Here is a 16,196-nt window from a genome sequence, read left to right as displayed (position 1 = left end):
GCCGTCCGCGTTTCACGAGGCCACGGTCATGATCGCGACGGGACGTCCGGTCCCGGCCGGGCGGGACGTGACAGTCGGGACATCCTGTCCCGTGACCTGCGCACGCGCGGCGGGCACAATGGCGCCGTGTCACCACGCGACAGGCAGGTCAAGGCGGGCGCCGCCGCCGGCGCGGCCCTCACGCTGGGCCTCACCGCGGCCGGCATCGTGCTGCACGTCGCCGACGGGCAGACGCCCGGCAACCCCGATCTGATGGCGTGGTGGCCGATGAGCGCGACGGCCGCCTGCTCGTACGGCCTGATGGGCGCCTGGCTCGCCGGCGCGCGCCCGCGGCTCGTCATCGGCTGGCTGCTGCTGGCGATCGGCCTCCTCCAGGCGATCAGCTTCGCCGGCCCCCAGTACGCCGTGCACGCGCTGGCGATCGGGCACCCGCTGCCGGGCGCCGAGGCCGCGCTGTGGGTCGGAAACTGGACGTGGCGCACCGGGTTCGCCCTCATCGCCCTGGTGCTGCCGCTGCTGCTGCCCGACGGGCGGCTGCTGGGGCGCGGCTGGCGCCCGGCGATGTGGCTGGCGGCGGCCGGCGTGCTGGCGGCGAGCGTGGACGCGGCGAGGACCGGCTACACCGTGGACGCGCCCAGCCTGATCGGCACCTACCTGCGCAATCCCGTCGGCGTGGACCGGCTGCCGCCGTGGCTGGGGCTGGCGGTGAACGCGGTTCCGGCGGCCGCGCTGGCGTTCGCGCTCGTGTGCCTGTGGCTCCGATGGAGCGAGGGCGGCCTGTCGCAGCGGCAGCAGCTCAAGTGGATCGGGCTCGGGTTCGCGGCCACGGTGGTGCTGTTCGGGCTGGGGTTCCCGCTCGGCCCGGTGGTGACCGCGGCGGCGATGCTGCCGCTGCCGCTCGGGTGCCTGGTGGCGGCCATGCGGTACGGGCTGTGGGACGTCGACGTGGTCGTCAGCCGGTCGCTGCGCTACACCCTGCTCCTGCTGTGCGCCCTGGTCGGTTACACCGCGCTGGTGGACGTCCTGAGCGGCCTGCTCGGGCGCTCGACCGGCGCGCCGCTGGTCGCCGTGGCGGTGGTGGCGCTGGCCGGCCGCCCGCTGGAGGGCCTGCTGCGGGGCCGGGTGAACCGGCTGGTGCACGGCCAGCGCGAGGACCCGTACGCGGTGCTGGCCGGCATCGCCCGGCGCCTGGACGCCGCCCGCGACGCGGACGTGGTCGGCGCCGAGCTGCTGCCCGAGATGACCCGCACGGTGGCCTCGACGATGCGCCTGCCGTACGTGGCGATCGAGCTGGCCGACGGCGAGCGCGTCGCGCACGGGAGCCCCGTGGCGGAGACCGAACGCCTCCCCCTGCGTTACGGCGGTGCCGACGTCGGCACCATGCTGGTCGGCCACCGCGCCGACGGGCTGAGCCGGGCCGAGCGCAGGCTGCTGGCCTCGCTCGCCGCGTCCGCCGGGGTGGCCGTGCACACGGTCGCCCTGACGCGAGACCTGGTGCGCTCGCGCAAGCAGCTCGTCACCGCGCGGGAGGAGGAGCGGCGGCGGCTCTACCGGGAGCTGCACGACGGCTTCGGCCCCCTGCTGGCCGCGGCGGCGCTGCAGGCCGAGACCGCCCGCGACCTCATCGGCGAGGACCGGGCGGCGGCGACGCGGCTGCTGGACAAGGTGGTGCCGCGGCTGCGCGGGGCGGTGGACGACGTCCGCGGGATCGTGCACGGCCTGCGCCCGCCCGCCCTCGACGATCTCGGCCTGCCGTCGGCCGTGCGCGAGCTGGCCGGCCGGTTCGCCGGCGCGCGCCTGCGGATCGACGTCGAGATCGCCGAGCCCCTGGAGCCGGCGCCGGCCGCCGTCGAGGTCGCCGCGTACCGCATGGTGGCCGAGGCCCTGACCAACACCACCCGCCACGCGGGCGCGGCCACGGCCCGGGTCGAGCTGCGGCGCGAGGCGGACGACCTGCGGGTCGTGGTCGAGGACGACGGCCGCGGCATGCCGGCGGCGCCGGTGCCGGGCATGGGGGTGGCGTCCATGCGGGCCAGGGCGCGCGAACTCGGCGGTGACCTGACCATCGGCGCCGGGACCGGCGGCGCCGGAACCCGCGTCGAGGCCCGCCTGCCGCTGCACACGCGTGGCGAGATCGAGCTGACCGAGGAGGTGCCCGCGTGAGGGTGCTCGTCGTCGATGACCATCCGCTCTACCGGGAGGGACTCATCACCGCCCTGGAGGCCCTGCCGGACGTCGAGGTGGTCGGGGAGGCGCCCGACGGGCACGAAGCCGTCCGGCTCGCCGCCGAGCTGACGCCGGACATCGTGGTGATGGACCTCAACCTGCCCGCGCGCGACGGCGGCCCGGCGCTCAACGGCATCGACGCCACCCGCGAGATCGTCCGGCACCGCCCGGAGATCGCGGTGCTGGTCCTGACGATGCTGGACGGCGACGACTCGGTGTTCGCGGCGATGCGGGCGGGCGCGCGCGGCTATCTCGTCAAGGGCGCCGACCGGCAGGAGATCGCGCGGGCGCTGCGGGCCGTCGGCAGCGGCGAGGTGGTCTTCAGCGCGGCGATCGCGGGACGGGTGCTGTCGTGGTTCGCCTCCGGCGGCCGGGCCACGACCATGCCGTTCCCCGAGCTGACCGAACGCGAGCGCGAGGTGCTCGATCTCGTGGCCCGCGGGCTGACGAACGCCGCCATCGCCAAGCGGCTGTTCCTGTCGGACAAGACGGTCCGCAACCACGTGTCCAACGTCTTCACCAAGCTGCAGGTCGCCGACCGCGCCGAAGCCGTCGCCCGGGCCAGGGACGCGGGCCTGGGCACGGGCGGCTGATCACCTCGTACGGGCCGGCCCGTCGGCAGCCGATCCCGGGCGTGTGGTCAACTGGCGGCATGACTGCGGAGAGCTGGGACGGGATGGGTGTGCGTGAGCTGGGCCACACAGGGCTGCGGGTGACACCCGTGGGGATCGGGCTGGCCGCTCTGGGCCGGCCGGCGTACATCACGCTCGGCCGGGAGGAGGACCTCGGCGGTGATCGCAGCGTCGGCGCGATGCGGGCCCGGAGCTGGGCGGTCCTGGACGCGGCGCTGACGGCCGGGGTGCGGTACTTCGACGTGGCCCGCTCCTACGGCCGGGCGGAGGAGTTCCTCGGCGGCTGGCTGCGCGAGCGCGCCATCGCGCCCGGGGCGGTGACCGTGGGATCGAAATGGGGGTACGCCTACGTCGGCGACTGGCGGATGCAGGCCGACCGGCACGAGGTGAAAGAGCTGTCCGCCGGGCAGCTGCGACGGCAGCTCGACGAGACGCGGGAGCTGCTGGGCGGGCACCTGTCGCTGTACCAGATCCACTCGGCCACCCTGGAGAGCGGCGTGCTCGACGACCGGGACGTCCTCGCCGGGCTGCGCGAGCTGCGCGCCTCCGGCGTGTCGGTCGGCCTGTCCACGACCGGGCCGCGTCAGGCGGACACCATCGACCGGGCGGTCGAGCTCGGCCTGTTCGACACGGTCCAGGCGACCTGGAACCTGCTCGAACCGTCCGCCGGCCCGGCCCTGGACCGGGCCCATCGCGCCGGGCTGGGGGTGATCGTCAAGGAGGGCGTGGCCAACGGCCGCCTGACCGCCCACGCCGCCCCGGACGCGCTCGCCGGCGCCGCCCGGGAACGCGGCCTCACCCCGGACGCTCTGGCCCTGGCCGCGATCCTGGCCAGGCCGTGGGCCGGGGTGGTGCTGAGCGGGGCCGCGTCGGTGGAGCAGCTCGACAGCAATCTCGCCGCGGTCCGCGTCGCCTGGGACCCGGATCTGGACGAGCGGCTCGCCGTCCTGGCCGAGGCACCCGAGACCTACTGGGCGACCCGGGGCTCGCTGGCCTGGCAGTGACCCCAGGCAGCCGATCGCTCAGGGCGCACGGCACGGACTCATCCGACGGGCCGTCCCACCCGGGCGGCGTCGAGGCGGCGGCGGGCCAGGTCCGTCGCGGCCCGGGCGGGGGTGACGTTCCGGTGTTCGGCCTCGTGGAGCAGCTCGGTGACGGTGTGCTCGATGGCCTCGACGCGTACGCGGGCCTCCTCGGGGCTCTCGTGACGCAGTTCCACGGCGAGCGCGTTGACGGCGCCGCCCGCGCTGACGACGTAGTCCGGCACCCAGACGATGCCGCGCTCGTGCAGCAGGTCGGCGACGGGCTCGGTGGCGAGCTGGTTGTTGGCGGGCCCGGCGATGGCGGCGCAGCGCAGCTCCGGTACGACGTCCCCGGTGAGGATGCCGCCGAGCGCGGCCGGGACGAGGATGTCGACCTCGGCGGTGAGGGCCTCCCCGGGCGAGGCCCAGGTCGCGCCGAGCTCGCGGGCCGGGGCCCGCTTGGCGGGGTCGATGTCGCTGACCAGGAGTTCGGCTCCCTCCTCGGCGAGCAGGCCGGCCACGCGGAGGCCCACGCTGCCGAGTCCCACCAGCGACACGCGCGCGCCCTTGAGGGCCGAGGTGCCGTGGAGGCGGTGGCGTACGGCGCGCAGGGCCGCCAGCGTGCCGAGCGCGGTGGCCGGTGAGGAGTCGCCGCTGCCGCCCTGCTCCACCGGCCGGCAGAAGACGTGGGCGGTACGTTCGCCGATGACCGCCATGTCCTCGGGGCTCGTCCCGACGTCCGGACCGGTCGCGTACGTGCCGTCCAGGGACGCGACGGCGTCCGCCACGTCCTCCAGCAGCTTGCGGCGCAGCGCCGGATCCAGCTCGGTGCCCTCGGGCACGGCGACGACGGTCTTGCCGCCGCCGTTGGCCAGCCCGGCCACGGCGCACTTGGCGGTCATGCCGGCCGACAGGCGCAGCGCGTCGGCGAGCCCGTCGCGCCAGTCGGCGTAGCGCCAGACGCGGCATCCGCCGACCGCCTGGCCGAGCGCCGTCGAGTGGACGGCGACGATCACCGGCAGCCCGGAGCGCGGGCCGGTGCGGATGGCGACGTGTTCGTGGTCGAGTTCGGGCACGGCTCCGGTCCCTCCGGTCGAGCGGCATCAGGGCTCAAGCGTCCGCCATACGCCGGCGCGCAGGTCCCTCGGCCCGAACGAACGGCCGGAAATCGGCGCGACCGCGCGAACGAGACGAACTTCGTTTGGCGATCGGGCGGCTTCACCGACCGAATGGCGAGACATCGGATGAACGATCCCGTCGGACCCGCCCATGCCCGGAAAGTTTCCGGAAATCAGCGATATAGCTCCGATCTAAGGCATTGACGTCCGCCATCTCACAGGGTCATATCGGTTGTAACACCCTACGGAAGGCAGGTACGCATATGTCCCAGCCGAAAGAGCAGGGCAAGAAGCAACCTCGCAGGATCCACGAGAAGAAGGTCAGGACCCGCGGCGAGGAGACGACCTGGCACAAGCCTGACTACCAGGTCGTCGAGGCATCGATGGAGATGACCGCGTACTTCCTGGCCACCCGGTAACCGGGCGCCGCCATGCGACTGCAGGTGCTCGGCACCGCGGCCGGTGGCGGCGTGCCCCAGTGGAACTGCGCGTGCCCCGGCTGCTCCGGGGCACGCGCCCATCCGGGCCGCCGCCGACGTCACGCCAGCCTGGCCGTCCAACTCGACGACGGCGCTTACGTGGTCAACGCCACGCCCGACATCGCCGAGCAGATCGAGTCGTGCGCGTGGCTGCGCCCGGGGCCGGGCCCCCGCGCGTCGCCGCTGAAGGGCGTGATCCTCACCGACGCCGAGCTCGACCACACGATCGGCCTGCTCAGGCTCAGGGAGGCCGACGCGCTGGAGGTGCGCTCCACCCCGGTCGTAAGGGACGCGCTGCGCCCCTTCGCCGAGCTCCTGCGCCCCTACCTCCAGCTGGCCTGGGCCGACGCCGCCACCATCCCGGTGTCGGGCAAGCGTCCCCGGTATGCCGCCGGCTCCCCCGAAGCCGCGGGCTGGGTGTCGGCGCTGCGCCTCGGGCCGCTGGTGTACGCCCCCGCCATGGGGGTGTGGCCGGACGAGCTGGACGAGGCGTTCCAGCAGGCCGCGTGCGTGATCGTGGACGGCACGTTCTGGGACGACGAGGAGCCCCGCCGTACCGGGATCTCCGCCAGGACCGCCACCCAGATGGGCCACCTGCCGATCGAGGCGACCATGGAACGGCTCTCCAAGCTGCCCGGCCGCCGCCTGTACACCCACCTCAACAACACCAACCCCCTCGTGGACCCGGCGGCCGAGCAGCACGAGGTGCTCGCCGAGCTGGGGATCGAGGTGGCCGCCGACGGGATGGTGATCGACCTTTGAACGGCTTCGAGGCCGAGCTGCGGGCCGTACCGGAGAAGCGTTACCACCACCTGCACCCGTTCAACCAGCGCATGCACGCGGGTGAGCTGACCCGGGACGAGCTGCGGGGGTGGATACTCAACCGCTTCCACTACCAGCGGCACATCCCGGTCAAGGACGCGTTCGTCCTGGCCAAGCTGACCACACCCGAGCTGCGCAGGATGTGGTTGCGCAGGATCCAGGACCACGACGGCGCCGCGCCCGGCGAGGGCGGCATCGAGCGGTGGCTGCGCCTGGGCGAGGCGGCCGGGCTGGAGCGGTCGCTCCTGCTGTCGGGCGAGGGCGTGCTGCCCGGCGTGCGGCTGGCCGTCGACGGCTACGTGAACCTGTGCCGCAACGGCTCCGCGCTGGAGGCCGTCGCGGCGTCGCTGACCGAGCTGTTCGCCCCGGACCTCATGCGTACGAGGATCGCCGCCTTCGAACGGCACTACCAGTGGATAGACCCGGACGGACTGCGATATTTCCAGGTACGCGTCTCCCAGGGTCGCCAGGACAGCGGCGAGGCTCTGACCCTGGTGCTCGACTGGGCGCGGACGCGCGCCGATCAGGAGAAGGCCGTCGCGGCGCTCGCCTACAAGTGCGACCTCCTGTGGTCCTTGCTCGACGCCGTGGACGGGGCGTACCGATGACCTGGCGTCCGGTGCTGTCCCGCTCGGCCATGCTCCGCCACGACCCCGTACGCGGGGCGGACCTGCTGATCGTGCCCGAGCGGATCGTCGTGCTCAACACGGAGGCCGCGGCCATCGTCGCCCTGTGCGACGGCGCGCGGACCGTGGCGGACATCGTCGCCGAGCTGCCCGAGGGCGCGGAGCCCGACGTCGTGGAGTTCCTCGAACGGGTCCGGGCCGAGGGCTGGCTCCGGTGAGCGCCCCCTGGGCCATGCTGGCCGAGCTCACGCACGCGTGCCCGCTGCGCTGCCCGTACTGCTCGAACCCGACTGAGCTGGCGACCAGGTCGAGCGAGCTGGACACCGGCGAGTGGCGGCGGATATTCGGCGAGGCGGCGGCGCTGGGCGTCGTGCACGCGCATCTGTCCGGCGGCGAGCCGCTGCTGAGACCCGACCTGGCGGAGATCGTGGCGGCGGCCGACCGCGCGGGCGTCTACACGCAGCTGGTCACCAGCGGCGTCGGGCTGAGCGAGCGCAGGACGGGCGAGCTCGCGGCGGCGGGGTTGCGCAGTGTGCAGCTGTCGGTCCAGTCGGCCACGGCGCCGGAGTCGGACCGGATCGCCGGGGTCGCGTCGTTCGCGAAGAAGGAGCGGGCCGCCGCGGCGGTGGTCGCGAGCGGGCTGCCGCTCGGGCTCAATGTGGTGCTGCACCGGGCCAACCTGGACGCCGTCGGCGAGATCATCGAGCTCGGGCTGGAGTGGGGCGTGGAGCGCATCGAGCTGGCCAACACCCAGTTCTACGGGTGGGGGCTGCTCAACAGGTCCGCGCTGCTGCCGACCAGGGAGCAGCTCGCCCGCGCCGAGGCCGTAGTCCAGAAATATCGGGAAAAGACGGGTGTTGAGCTGATCTGGGTGATCCCTGACTACTTCGACGGCGTGCCCAAACCCTGCATGGGCGGCTGGGGCGCGATCTCGATCACCGTCGCGCCCGACGGCCGCGTGCTGCCCTGCCCGGCGGCGTACGACCTGCCGCTGGACCTCCCCAGCGCCCGCGATCACTCGCTCGGCTGGATCTGGGAGCATTCGCCGGCCTTCAACGCCTACCGGGGCACCGGCTGGATGCGCGAGCCGTGCGCGAGCTGCCCGCGCAAGACGCTCGACTTCGGCGGCTGCCGCTGCCAGGCGTACGCGCTGACCGGCGACGCGAGCCGTACCGATCCGGCCTGCGGGCTCTCCCCCGACCACCACCTCGTCACGGAGCTGACGGCGGAGGGCACGTTCACCTACAGGCGGCCGGCGCGCTAGGAGCCCTCCGCGTATGCGCGGCGTCAATCCGCGGTAGACGACCGCGTCCTACGGTCGGCGTCATTCACCTTTGCCGCCGACCGAGGAAGGCAACCATGTTCCGCACCCCTCTCCGCCGAGGTCTCGCCGCCGCCGCGGCCTGCATCGCCCTCTCCGGGTCCGCGAGCGCCTGCGGTGGCGGCGGGAACGCCGAAGTGTGCACCGAGACGTTCAAGCTCTATGAGGACTACACGACGCAGGCGCAATCCGCGGCCGGCGACGCCGCGAGCATGAACAAGCTGAACGCCGACATCGGCGCCAAGGTCAAGGAACTCGCGGGGAAGGCCGAAGGCGACCTCGCCACGGCCCTGAACGGCATGGCCGACACCTTCACCAACGCCCAGATCGACCCCTCCGACAAGGACGCGGCCCTGGCCGAACTGCAGGAGGTGCGGACCAACATGAAGACCGCTCTGGACAAGGTCAACGCGATCTGCACCTGATAGGCGGAGAAAGGCGGTGACCTCTCCTGACCGAGCGGATGTGGTTCACGCTGCTGGGCCCGGTGCGCGTGCTGCGGGAGGAGCGCGAGGTCCGGCTGGGCGGGCCGCAGCAGCGTGCCTTCCTGGCCCTGCTGCTGGCCGCCGCGGGACAGCCCGTCGGCGTCGATGACCTGGTCGACGGCCTGTGGGGGCAGGACCCGCCGCCCACCGCGCTCAACGTGCTGCATCGGAACGTGGGAAGGCTGCGCCGGGCGCTGGAGCCGGGGCTGCCGGCGCGGGAGGCGGGCCGGTGGCTGCTGCCCGCGGCGGGCGGTTACCGGCTCGCGGTGGACGCGGCCGGCGCGGACCTTCTCCGGTTCCGGGAACAGGTGGCGCGGGCCCGCGCGGCCGCCGCCGAGGATCGGCCCGCCGAAGCGGTGGACCACTACGTGCGGGCGCTGGGGTTGTGGCAGGGGGCCGTGGCCGCCGGGATCCCGCCCGCGGTCCGTGCCCGGCCGGTCTTCGTCGCCCTGGACCGGGAGTACGCGGCGGCGGTGGGCGTGGCCGCCAACTACGCGCTGGCCGTCGGCAGGCCCGCGCCGCTGCTGCCGGCCGTACGGGCGGCGGCCGAGCGGGAGCCGCTGGACGAGCTGCTGCAGGCCCGGCTGGTTCAGCTGCTGGCCGCGACCGGCCGCCAGAGCGCGGCCCGCGACCACTATCTCCAGGTCCGCGCCCGGCTGGCCGAGGATCTGGGCATCGACCCGGGGCCGGAGCTGACCGCCGCGGGGGAGGACGTGCTGCGCCGCCCGGCCGCCCACGGGGCGCAGGCGACCATGACCGGGCCCGCCGGGCCCGCAGCGCGGCCGAGCATGACCAGGCCCACCCAGCCCGGGGTGTGGGCGAGCGTGGCCAGGCCCGCTCAGCTGCCCGCCGATCCGCCGGTCTTCGAGGGGCGCCACGCGGAGCTGGCACAGCTGCCGGCCCCGGAGGAGGACCACGCCGGATCGGACGCCGCGCAGGTCAGGGTCATCTACGGCATGGGCGGCATCGGCAAGACCACCCTGGCCGTGCACTGGGCGCATCAGGTCGCCCACCACTACGCCGACGGGCAGCTGTTCCTGAACCTGCGCGGCTTCCACCCCAGCGACCAGGCGATGAGCGCCGGTGAGGCGCTGGACGCGCTCCTGGCCGGCCTGGGCGTGGCCGCGGAGGAGATCCCGGTCGACGTGGAGGCGCGGGCCGCGCTGCTCCGCGACCGCGTCGCCGGACGGCGGATGCTCCTGCTGCTCGACAACGCCCGGGACGCCCGGCAGGTACGCCCGCTGCTGCCCGCGTCCCCCGGCTGCCTCGTCATCGTGACCAGCCGCAACCGGCTCGACGGGCTCGCCGGCGCCCACCCGCTGGTCCTGGAACCGCTGCCGGCCCGCGAGGCCGCCGACCTGCTGCGTGCCCGGCTGGGCGCGGCGCGGGTGGAGGCGGAGCCGGACGCGACCGCCCAGATCCTGTCCCTGTGCGGCGGGCTGCCGCTCGCGCTGGTCGCCGTCGCCGCCCACGCTCTGACCCACCCGTCCTTCACGCTGGCGTCCATCGCGGCCGAGCTGCGCCAGGCGCGCGGCAACCTGGACGGCTTCACCGGCTTCGACGCGACGGCGGCCCCGCAGGCGGTGTTCTCCTGGTCCTACCGCGCGCTCACCCCGGCGGCGGCCCGGCTGTTCCGGCTGCTCGGCACCGCGCCGGGGCCCGACATCAGCGCGTCGGCCGCGGCCGGCCTGGCCGGCCTGAGCCTTTCCGGCGTGCGCCCGCCGCTGCTGGAGCTCACCGCCGCCCACCTGCTCACCGAGCACGTGCCGGGCCGCTTCACGTTCCACGACCTGATCCGCGCGTACGCCGCCGAGACGGCCGCCGAGGAGGAGGCGGATCACGATGTCACGGCCGCACTGCACCGGCTGCTGGACCACTACCTCCGTACGGCGCACCGCTGCTCGGAGCTGATCAAACCGGGCCAGAACACGATTCCCTTCCCCGAGCCGCGGGACGGCGTCGCCCCGGACCCGATCGACGACACGGTCCGGGCGCTGGCCTGGTTCGGCGCCGAGGAGGATGCCGTCCTCGCCACCGTCGAGCACGCCGCCCGGCTCGGGCTCGACCACCATGTCGCGCATCTGGCCTGGTCGGCGCATACGTACCTGATCCTGATGCGCCCCGCGGAGCGGGTGCTGGCGCTGGCGCGGACCGCGGTGCGGGCCACGGAGCGGCTCGGTGACCCGCGCATGCACGCCCACGCCCTGCACGCCCTGGCGTCGGCGTGCACGCGTGCCGGGCTGCCCGGCGAGGCGCACGACGCCTACCGGCGCGCTTTGAGCCTGTTCACCGAGCTGGGGGACGTGAAGGGCCAGTCCGTCGCCCATCTCGAACTGACCCGCCTGCACGACCGCCAGGGCCGTTACCAGGAGGCACTGCGCCACGCGCGGCGCTGCCTCGTGTTGTCCCGCCAGGAGGGAGCGACCCCGTTCGAGGAGGCCGGCGCCCTGAACGCGGTGGGCTGGGTGCTGATCCGGCTGGGCGAGCCGCGCGCGGGCCTGGCGTACAGCCGGCGATCGCTGAAGCTGCAGACCAACGTGGTCGGCCAGAGCTTCGTCCTCTACACCATCGGCTGGGCGCATCACCTCCTGGGAGAGCACCGTGCGGCGATCGACAACTACCGCAGGTCCCTGGCGCTGGGCGGCGGCCAGAGCTGGCACGGTCGTGACCACGACGCTCTGGTGCTGGAGCGGCTCGGCGACGCCTTGGCTGCCGCCGGTGATCCCGACGCGGCCAGGTCGAGCTGGCGGGCCGCCCTGGAACGCCTCTACGACTCCCGGACCGAGGCCAGGGCGGCCCTCACCGCCAAACTCGACGGCGGATCATCCGCGGGGCAGGACCGCCGGTCACCGTGAACGGTGCGTCAGCCCATGGGCAGGGCCGCCGGTCGCCGTGAGCGGCGCGTCAGCCCATGGGCAGGGCCGCAGGTCGCCGTGAGTGGTGCCTCAGCAGCCGGCTCAGCGCGGCGTCGCACTGTTCGACGCCCTCGCACGCCCACGCCTGCCGCCTCGCGAACGCCTTGACCAGGCCGTGATACCGGTAGGTCCCGCCCGGCCCGGCCAGCAGCAGGTGCGCGTCGACCAGCGACTCCAGCAGCCGGTGGGCCCGCGGTCGCGGCAGGCCGAGCAGCGCCCCGACCGACTCTGCCGTCAGCTCGCCGTAGTCGGGCAGCGCGGCGAGCCGGAAGGCCGTGGCCTGCTGCGGATCGAGCCGGCTCTGGGCCAGCAGCAAGGGCGCCTCGATCAGCGCGCAGCCGTCGTTCGCGCCCGCGGGCCGGTACAGGTCGTCCTCCAGGCGCATGCGGACCTGCCGCACCGTCCAGTGCGGCCTGGCCTGCAGCAGGTCCGCGGCCACGCGTACGGCCAGTGGCTGGTGCGAGCACAGATCGACCAGCTCGACCGCGTCCTGCCGGTGCCCGAGGACCCTCCCGTGGCCGGCCAGCCGGGCCAGCAGCTCCAGCGCGTCCGCCGGGGGCAGGGCGTGGAGCCCGATCCAGCGGGCGCCGGGCAGGTCGATCAGGTGCCGCCAGGTGGTGACGATCGCGGCACAGCCGGGCGCCGCCGGCAGCAGGTGGCGTACCTGGTCCGCGTCGCCGGCGTCGTCCAGCAGGATCAGCACCCGCCGGTCGGCCAGCACGGTTCGCCACAGGGCCGCCCGCTCCTCCAGCCGATCGGGCAGCCGATCCCCCGGCACGCCGAAGGAGCGCAGGAAGAAGCCCAGGACCTCGGCGGGGTCCGCCGGGCGACCGGCGGACGTTCCGAGATCCGCGTAGAGCTGGCCGTCCGGGAACCGGTCCCGCATCGCGTGCGCCGCCTGGACGGCCAGCGCGGTCTTCCCCACCCCGCCGAGCCCGGTGATCGCCACCACCGGCGTCCACCCGCCGGGACCGAGCGTGCCGTGGACGGCGGCCAGCTCCGCCTCCCTGCCCACGAAGCCGGGTGGCGCGGCGGGCAACTGGGCGGGCGGCCGCTCGGGCGCGACGACCGGGCCCGGCACCGGCGGGTCGAGTCCGGGGTCCGCGCGCAGGATGCGCTGGTGCAGCTCGCGCAGGCCGGTGCCGGGGTCGATGCCGAGCTCCGCCGCGAGCAACCGCCGTACCTCGTCATACGCGCCCAGCGCCTCCGCCTGCCGGCCCGACCGGTAGAGGGCGACCATCTGCAGCTCGCGCAGCCGCTCGCGCATGGGCTCGGCGGCGACGGCCTCGGCCAGCTCCTCGCTCGCCTCGGCGTGCCGGCCGAGCTCCAGGTCGAGCGACAGCCGCTCCTCCAGCGCGGCGACCCGGCGCTGGACCAGGCGGGTCCGCTCCTGGTCGACGTAGTCGCCGCGGGCCCCGCCCAGAGGCGGGCCTTGCCACAGCCGCAGGGCGCCGCGCAGCAGGCCGGCCGCCTCGGCCGCATTCCCCCGAGCCCGTACGGCCTGCGCCTCCCGCACCTGCCCGAGAAAGGTGTGCCAGTCCACGGACACCGTGCCGGTGGAGATGACGTAACCGCAACCGGACGACCTGATCACCCGATCGTCGTCCTCGCCGGATGACACGACACGGCGCAGCCGGCACACATAGGTACGCACGACGGCCCGCGCGCTCTCCGGCGGCCGCTCCCCCCACAGCGCGTCCACGATCTCGTCGATCGACGCCGCCTCGCCCTCGCGTAACAGCAGGAAGGCGAGCAACGCCCGCTGCTGGGGTGCGCCGAGGTCGAGCTCCGCGTCACCGCGCCATCCCCTGACCGGCCCCAGCAGGGCGAACCGCAACCCAGTCTTCATGATCGATCGTTCCTCCCCCCATCGGTAAGACCCCTGGTCAGACCGCGGGAAATCGTAGGCCGCCCCTTGTGACCAAGGACTGACCGAAGTGTGACCGCGGCTCACCCTCGACGAGCCGCCACCAGTTCGGCGATCGACTCCAGGGCGTCGAAGCCGGCGATCTCCTCGCGCAGCTCCCGTGCGCGGGCGCGGTAGGACGGCGTCGACAGGACGGTGTTCACGGCCGAGCGGAGTGCGGCGTCGTCGGGTCGCGCGGTGGCCAGGTTGACGCCCGTACCGCTCCACTCGACCCGGGCGGCGATCAATGGCTTGTCCTCGGTGACGCCCGCGACGACGAGCGGGACACCGCGCCGCAGGGCGGTGTGCACCCCGCCGTAGCCACCGTTGGTGACCAGGAGGTCGGCATGGGGCAGCAGCAGGTCGAAGGGGATGAAGTCAGCCACCCGGGCGTTGCCGGGAACGGCCTCCATGAGGTTCCGCACGTCCTCGACACCGCCCGGCCGCGCGGTGGCGGCGACGACGAGGACCTCGGAGTCGGCGAGGACGCGCAGCGTGGGGACGACCAGCTCCTCCAGGTCCACGTTGGCGAACGTCCCCTGCGTCGTCACCACGACCGGGCGGCCGTCCGACAGTTCCCTCCACCACGACGGCCGCTCGAAGGCCCCGGCGGGCGCCGACGGCAGGGGGCCGACGAAGCGGAAGGAGCTCGGGAGGTCGTCACGGGGGAACTCGAACCCGGGGACGGTCAGCTGCAGGTAGTGGTCGGGGACGGTGATCAGGCTGGTGAGCACGAACTCGGGAAGGCTCACCCCGACCGACTCGAACAGCTTCTCCAGATGCTGCTGCGCGTCCACGTGGATCTCGGGGCCCCAGCCGGTCGCCGGGGGCGGCGGCGAGACGCCCACGCTGACGGTGATCGGACGCGTGTCCGGCCCGGAGGCCAGGGAGAGCGGCAGGGCCCCGAGGAACAGGTTGTCGGTGATCACCGCGGTGGCCGGGATGTCGGCCAGCAGCCGCCGCAGCGCCTCGTACTGGGCCGGAACCGGGTCGCCGAAGATGTGCTTGACGTCGAACCCGAGCTGGACCGGGCCGGGAGGGAGCTGCCCGCGTTCGGGGAACTCCAGGTCCATCCGCCGGTCGTCGTAGTCGGCCTCCTCGGGGAGCGCCGTGAAGCACGCGCCGACGGCCTCCGCACGCTCCTTGAACCTCGTGCCGGTGAGGAAGGTGACCTCGTGACCGCGCCGCACCAGATCGGCGGCGACGGTGAGGAGGGGAGCCACGTGCCCGTTGGCGGGCGTGGCGGCGATAATGATCTTGGGCATGAACATCTCCGCTGTCAGAACGTGAGAAACAAGCGGAGATCGTACGTTCGCCCTTGTGCATAACTAGTGACCAGATTCAACACATGCGAACGGCCGCCGCCGGAGCCCGATGCTCCGGCGACGGCCGCGTCCGTGGCCTCAGGACCTGCTTTTCTTGCCCAGCATGCTCGTGGCGGCCGCCACGCAGGCGACGGCGAGGACGAGTTGCACGACGATCACCAGCCAGGTCTTCTCGCTGAAGCCGAACAGGTAGGCGATCCCGGTGCCGACCCCGGCGGCGACGATGCCCGCGGCGATGGTGGCGAACCAGCCGATGTCCTGGCGTCCGGGCAGGAGCAGCCGGCCGAGGCCGCCCACGACGGCCCCGCCGATCACGGCTCCGAGCAGGATGGTGAGCATTTCGGTCTCCTTGTGTGAGTGTTTTCCGATGGGTCGGAGCTAGTTGCCGCTGTCCTGCTGGGCGAGGTCGCCGCAGGTGAAGCCCTCTCTGCGCTCGGGATCGAGCTGGATCCGGCTGAGGTTGGTGGTCTCCATGGGCCTGCGGAAGGTCTCGAGCTTGTCGCAGTCGTACATGACGTACGTGCCGTCGCTCTCGCCGAGCAGCATCATCCAGCGGCCGTCGTAGAGCGGCTTGTCGTCCTCGGCGCTCTTGACCACCGTCCACTGGTCCTGGAAGCCGACCGCGCCCAGCAGCTCGCTGGCCTGGCCGGTCTCCTGGACGTCGATCGCGCCCTCGACGAGGCTCAGGATGAGCAGGAACCCCAGGCCGACGCCGGTCAGGCCGCCGACGATCACCTTCGTCCCGGCGCGCCCGACGGGTTTGCGGCGCATCAGCCGGAACGGGATCAGGAAGGCCAGCACGCCCAGCCCCACCGCGACGACGACCATGACGAACAGGTCCAGCGTGCCGAAGATGCGGAAGATGCCCCAGTACGTCGCTCCGCACCACAGCGCCGCCGCCGTGGCGGCGATCCAGGGCCGCTTCCTGATCCCCTGGAAGAGCCTGTTCGCCGCGCCGCCGGTCAGCTTGTCGATCAGCCATGCCAGGCCGGCGATGACGCCGAGCAGCGGAAGGGCGACCAGCAGGAGCAGGACCAGGGTGCTCGTCAGCCGGCCGAGCAGGACCGACTGGTCGACGCCCACCTGCTGCGGGTTGACGCCGAAGACGGCGTACATCTGCTCGACGCCGATGTAGAGGACCGCATAGAGCGCCACCGTGATCGGCACGACGACGGATCCGATGCGTTCGAGCAGCGCCATGACGCCGCCGCCGTCCTCCTGCTCCCGCTCCGGCCCCTGCTCCGGCCCCGTGGCGACGGCGCTCTCCGGAGCTTCGGGAGGGTACCGGTGCTCCGGCGATATCCGATGACTCGACATGG

General features: G+C 73.7%; 15 protein-coding genes. 10 read left to right on the top strand and 5 right to left on the bottom strand.

From position 1 onward, the window contains the following. Nucleotides 1-126: 126 nt before the first annotated feature. Genes ABZX61_RS12505 through ABZX61_RS12495 form a run of 3 tightly spaced genes read left to right on the top strand, consistent with a single transcriptional unit; the run spans nt 127 to nt 3,862 of the window. Complete coding sequence (locus ABZX61_RS12505; RefSeq protein ID WP_355193957.1) at nt 127-2,163, top strand: histidine kinase; 2,037 nt, start codon at nt 127-129, stop codon at nt 2,161-2,163. Next, nucleotides 2,160-2,819: a response regulator transcription factor gene (locus ABZX61_RS12500; RefSeq protein ID WP_355193955.1), complete on the top strand. Its 660-nt coding sequence runs from the start codon at nt 2,160-2,162 to the stop codon at nt 2,817-2,819. Before ABZX61_RS12505 ends, ABZX61_RS12500 begins: the two co-directional genes overlap by 4 nt. A 59-nt stretch (nt 2,820-2,878) precedes the next feature. Next, nucleotides 2,879-3,862 (top strand): aldo/keto reductase, encoded by a 984-nt coding sequence (locus ABZX61_RS12495; RefSeq protein WP_355193954.1) that lies wholly within the window; start codon nt 2,879-2,881, stop codon nt 3,860-3,862. A gap of 38 nt (nt 3,863-3,900) precedes the next feature. Here ABZX61_RS12495 and ABZX61_RS12490 read toward each other — a convergent pair whose 3' ends face one another. Continuing rightward, nucleotides 3,901-4,956: a Glu/Leu/Phe/Val dehydrogenase dimerization domain-containing protein gene (locus ABZX61_RS12490; RefSeq protein ID WP_355193952.1), complete on the bottom strand. Its 1,056-nt coding sequence runs from the start codon at nt 4,954-4,956 to the stop codon at nt 3,901-3,903. A 305-nt stretch (nt 4,957-5,261) separates the two neighbouring features. On the opposite strand from ABZX61_RS12490, the gene pqqA reads away from it, so the two are divergent. The 7 genes from pqqA (at nt 5,262) to ABZX61_RS12455 (ending at nt 11,586) form a co-directional block, all read left to right on the top strand. Next, nucleotides 5,262-5,417 carry a pyrroloquinoline quinone precursor peptide PqqA gene (gene pqqA, locus ABZX61_RS12485; protein WP_225963807.1) on the top strand — a complete coding sequence of 52 codons (156 nt, stop codon included), beginning with the start codon at nt 5,262-5,264 and terminating at the stop codon, nt 5,415-5,417. A gap of 12 nt (nt 5,418-5,429) precedes the next feature. Next, on the top strand, nt 5,430-6,239 hold the full coding sequence (locus ABZX61_RS12480; protein WP_355193950.1) for an MBL fold metallo-hydrolase: 810 nt from the start codon (nt 5,430-5,432) through the stop codon (nt 6,237-6,239). After that, entirely contained in the window at nt 6,236-6,907 is a 672-nt protein-coding gene (gene pqqC / locus ABZX61_RS12475) for a pyrroloquinoline-quinone synthase PqqC (RefSeq protein WP_355193948.1), read from the top strand. The genes ABZX61_RS12480 and pqqC overlap by 4 nt, the downstream gene beginning before the upstream one ends. After that, on the top strand, nt 6,904-7,143 hold the full coding sequence (gene pqqD, locus ABZX61_RS12470) for a pyrroloquinoline quinone biosynthesis peptide chaperone PqqD (RefSeq protein WP_350723348.1): 240 nt from the start codon (nt 6,904-6,906) through the stop codon (nt 7,141-7,143). Before pqqC ends, pqqD begins: the two co-directional genes overlap by 4 nt. Beyond that, nucleotides 7,140-8,189, top strand: coding sequence for a pyrroloquinoline quinone biosynthesis protein PqqE (gene pqqE, locus ABZX61_RS12465; protein WP_355193946.1), 1,050 nt, complete (start codon nt 7,140-7,142; stop codon nt 8,187-8,189). Before pqqD ends, pqqE begins: the two co-directional genes overlap by 4 nt. Before the next feature lie 95 nt (nt 8,190-8,284). After that, a complete protein-coding gene (locus tag ABZX61_RS12460; protein ID WP_355193944.1) occupies nt 8,285-8,671 on the top strand; it encodes a hypothetical protein in 387 nt (128 codons plus the stop codon). A gap of 38 nt (nt 8,672-8,709) precedes the next feature. Then, nucleotides 8,710-11,586, top strand: coding sequence for a BTAD domain-containing putative transcriptional regulator (locus tag ABZX61_RS12455; protein WP_355193942.1), 2,877 nt, complete (start codon nt 8,710-8,712; stop codon nt 11,584-11,586). A gap of 49 nt (nt 11,587-11,635) precedes the next feature. Here ABZX61_RS12455 and ABZX61_RS12450 read toward each other — a convergent pair whose 3' ends face one another. From ABZX61_RS12450 to ABZX61_RS12435, 4 genes are all read right to left on the bottom strand, one after another. Beyond that, on the bottom strand, nt 11,636-13,495 hold the full coding sequence (locus ABZX61_RS12450; protein WP_355193940.1) for a BTAD domain-containing putative transcriptional regulator: 1,860 nt from the start codon (nt 13,493-13,495) through the stop codon (nt 11,636-11,638). Between the two features lie 101 nt (nt 13,496-13,596). Further along, a complete protein-coding gene (locus ABZX61_RS12445) occupies nt 13,597-14,817 on the bottom strand; it encodes a nucleotide disphospho-sugar-binding domain-containing protein (RefSeq protein ID WP_355193939.1) in 1,221 nt (406 codons plus the stop codon). 138 nt (nt 14,818-14,955) lie between these two features. Beyond that, entirely contained in the window at nt 14,956-15,216 is a 261-nt protein-coding gene (locus ABZX61_RS12440; protein ID WP_350723358.1) for a GlsB/YeaQ/YmgE family stress response membrane protein, read from the bottom strand. 39 nt (nt 15,217-15,255) lie between these two features. Further along, entirely contained in the window at nt 15,256-16,194 is a 939-nt protein-coding gene (locus ABZX61_RS12435; RefSeq protein WP_355193937.1) for a hypothetical protein, read from the bottom strand. Nucleotides 16,195-16,196: the final 2 nt, after the last annotated feature.

This window comes from Nonomuraea sp. NPDC003709 (genome assembly GCF_040610775.1).
Classification (GTDB): Bacteria; Actinomycetota; Actinomycetes; order Streptosporangiales; family Streptosporangiaceae; genus Nonomuraea; species Nonomuraea angiospora_A.
The sequence above is the reverse complement of the archived record's forward strand: the minus strand, read 5'-3'. Positions and strand labels throughout refer to the sequence as shown.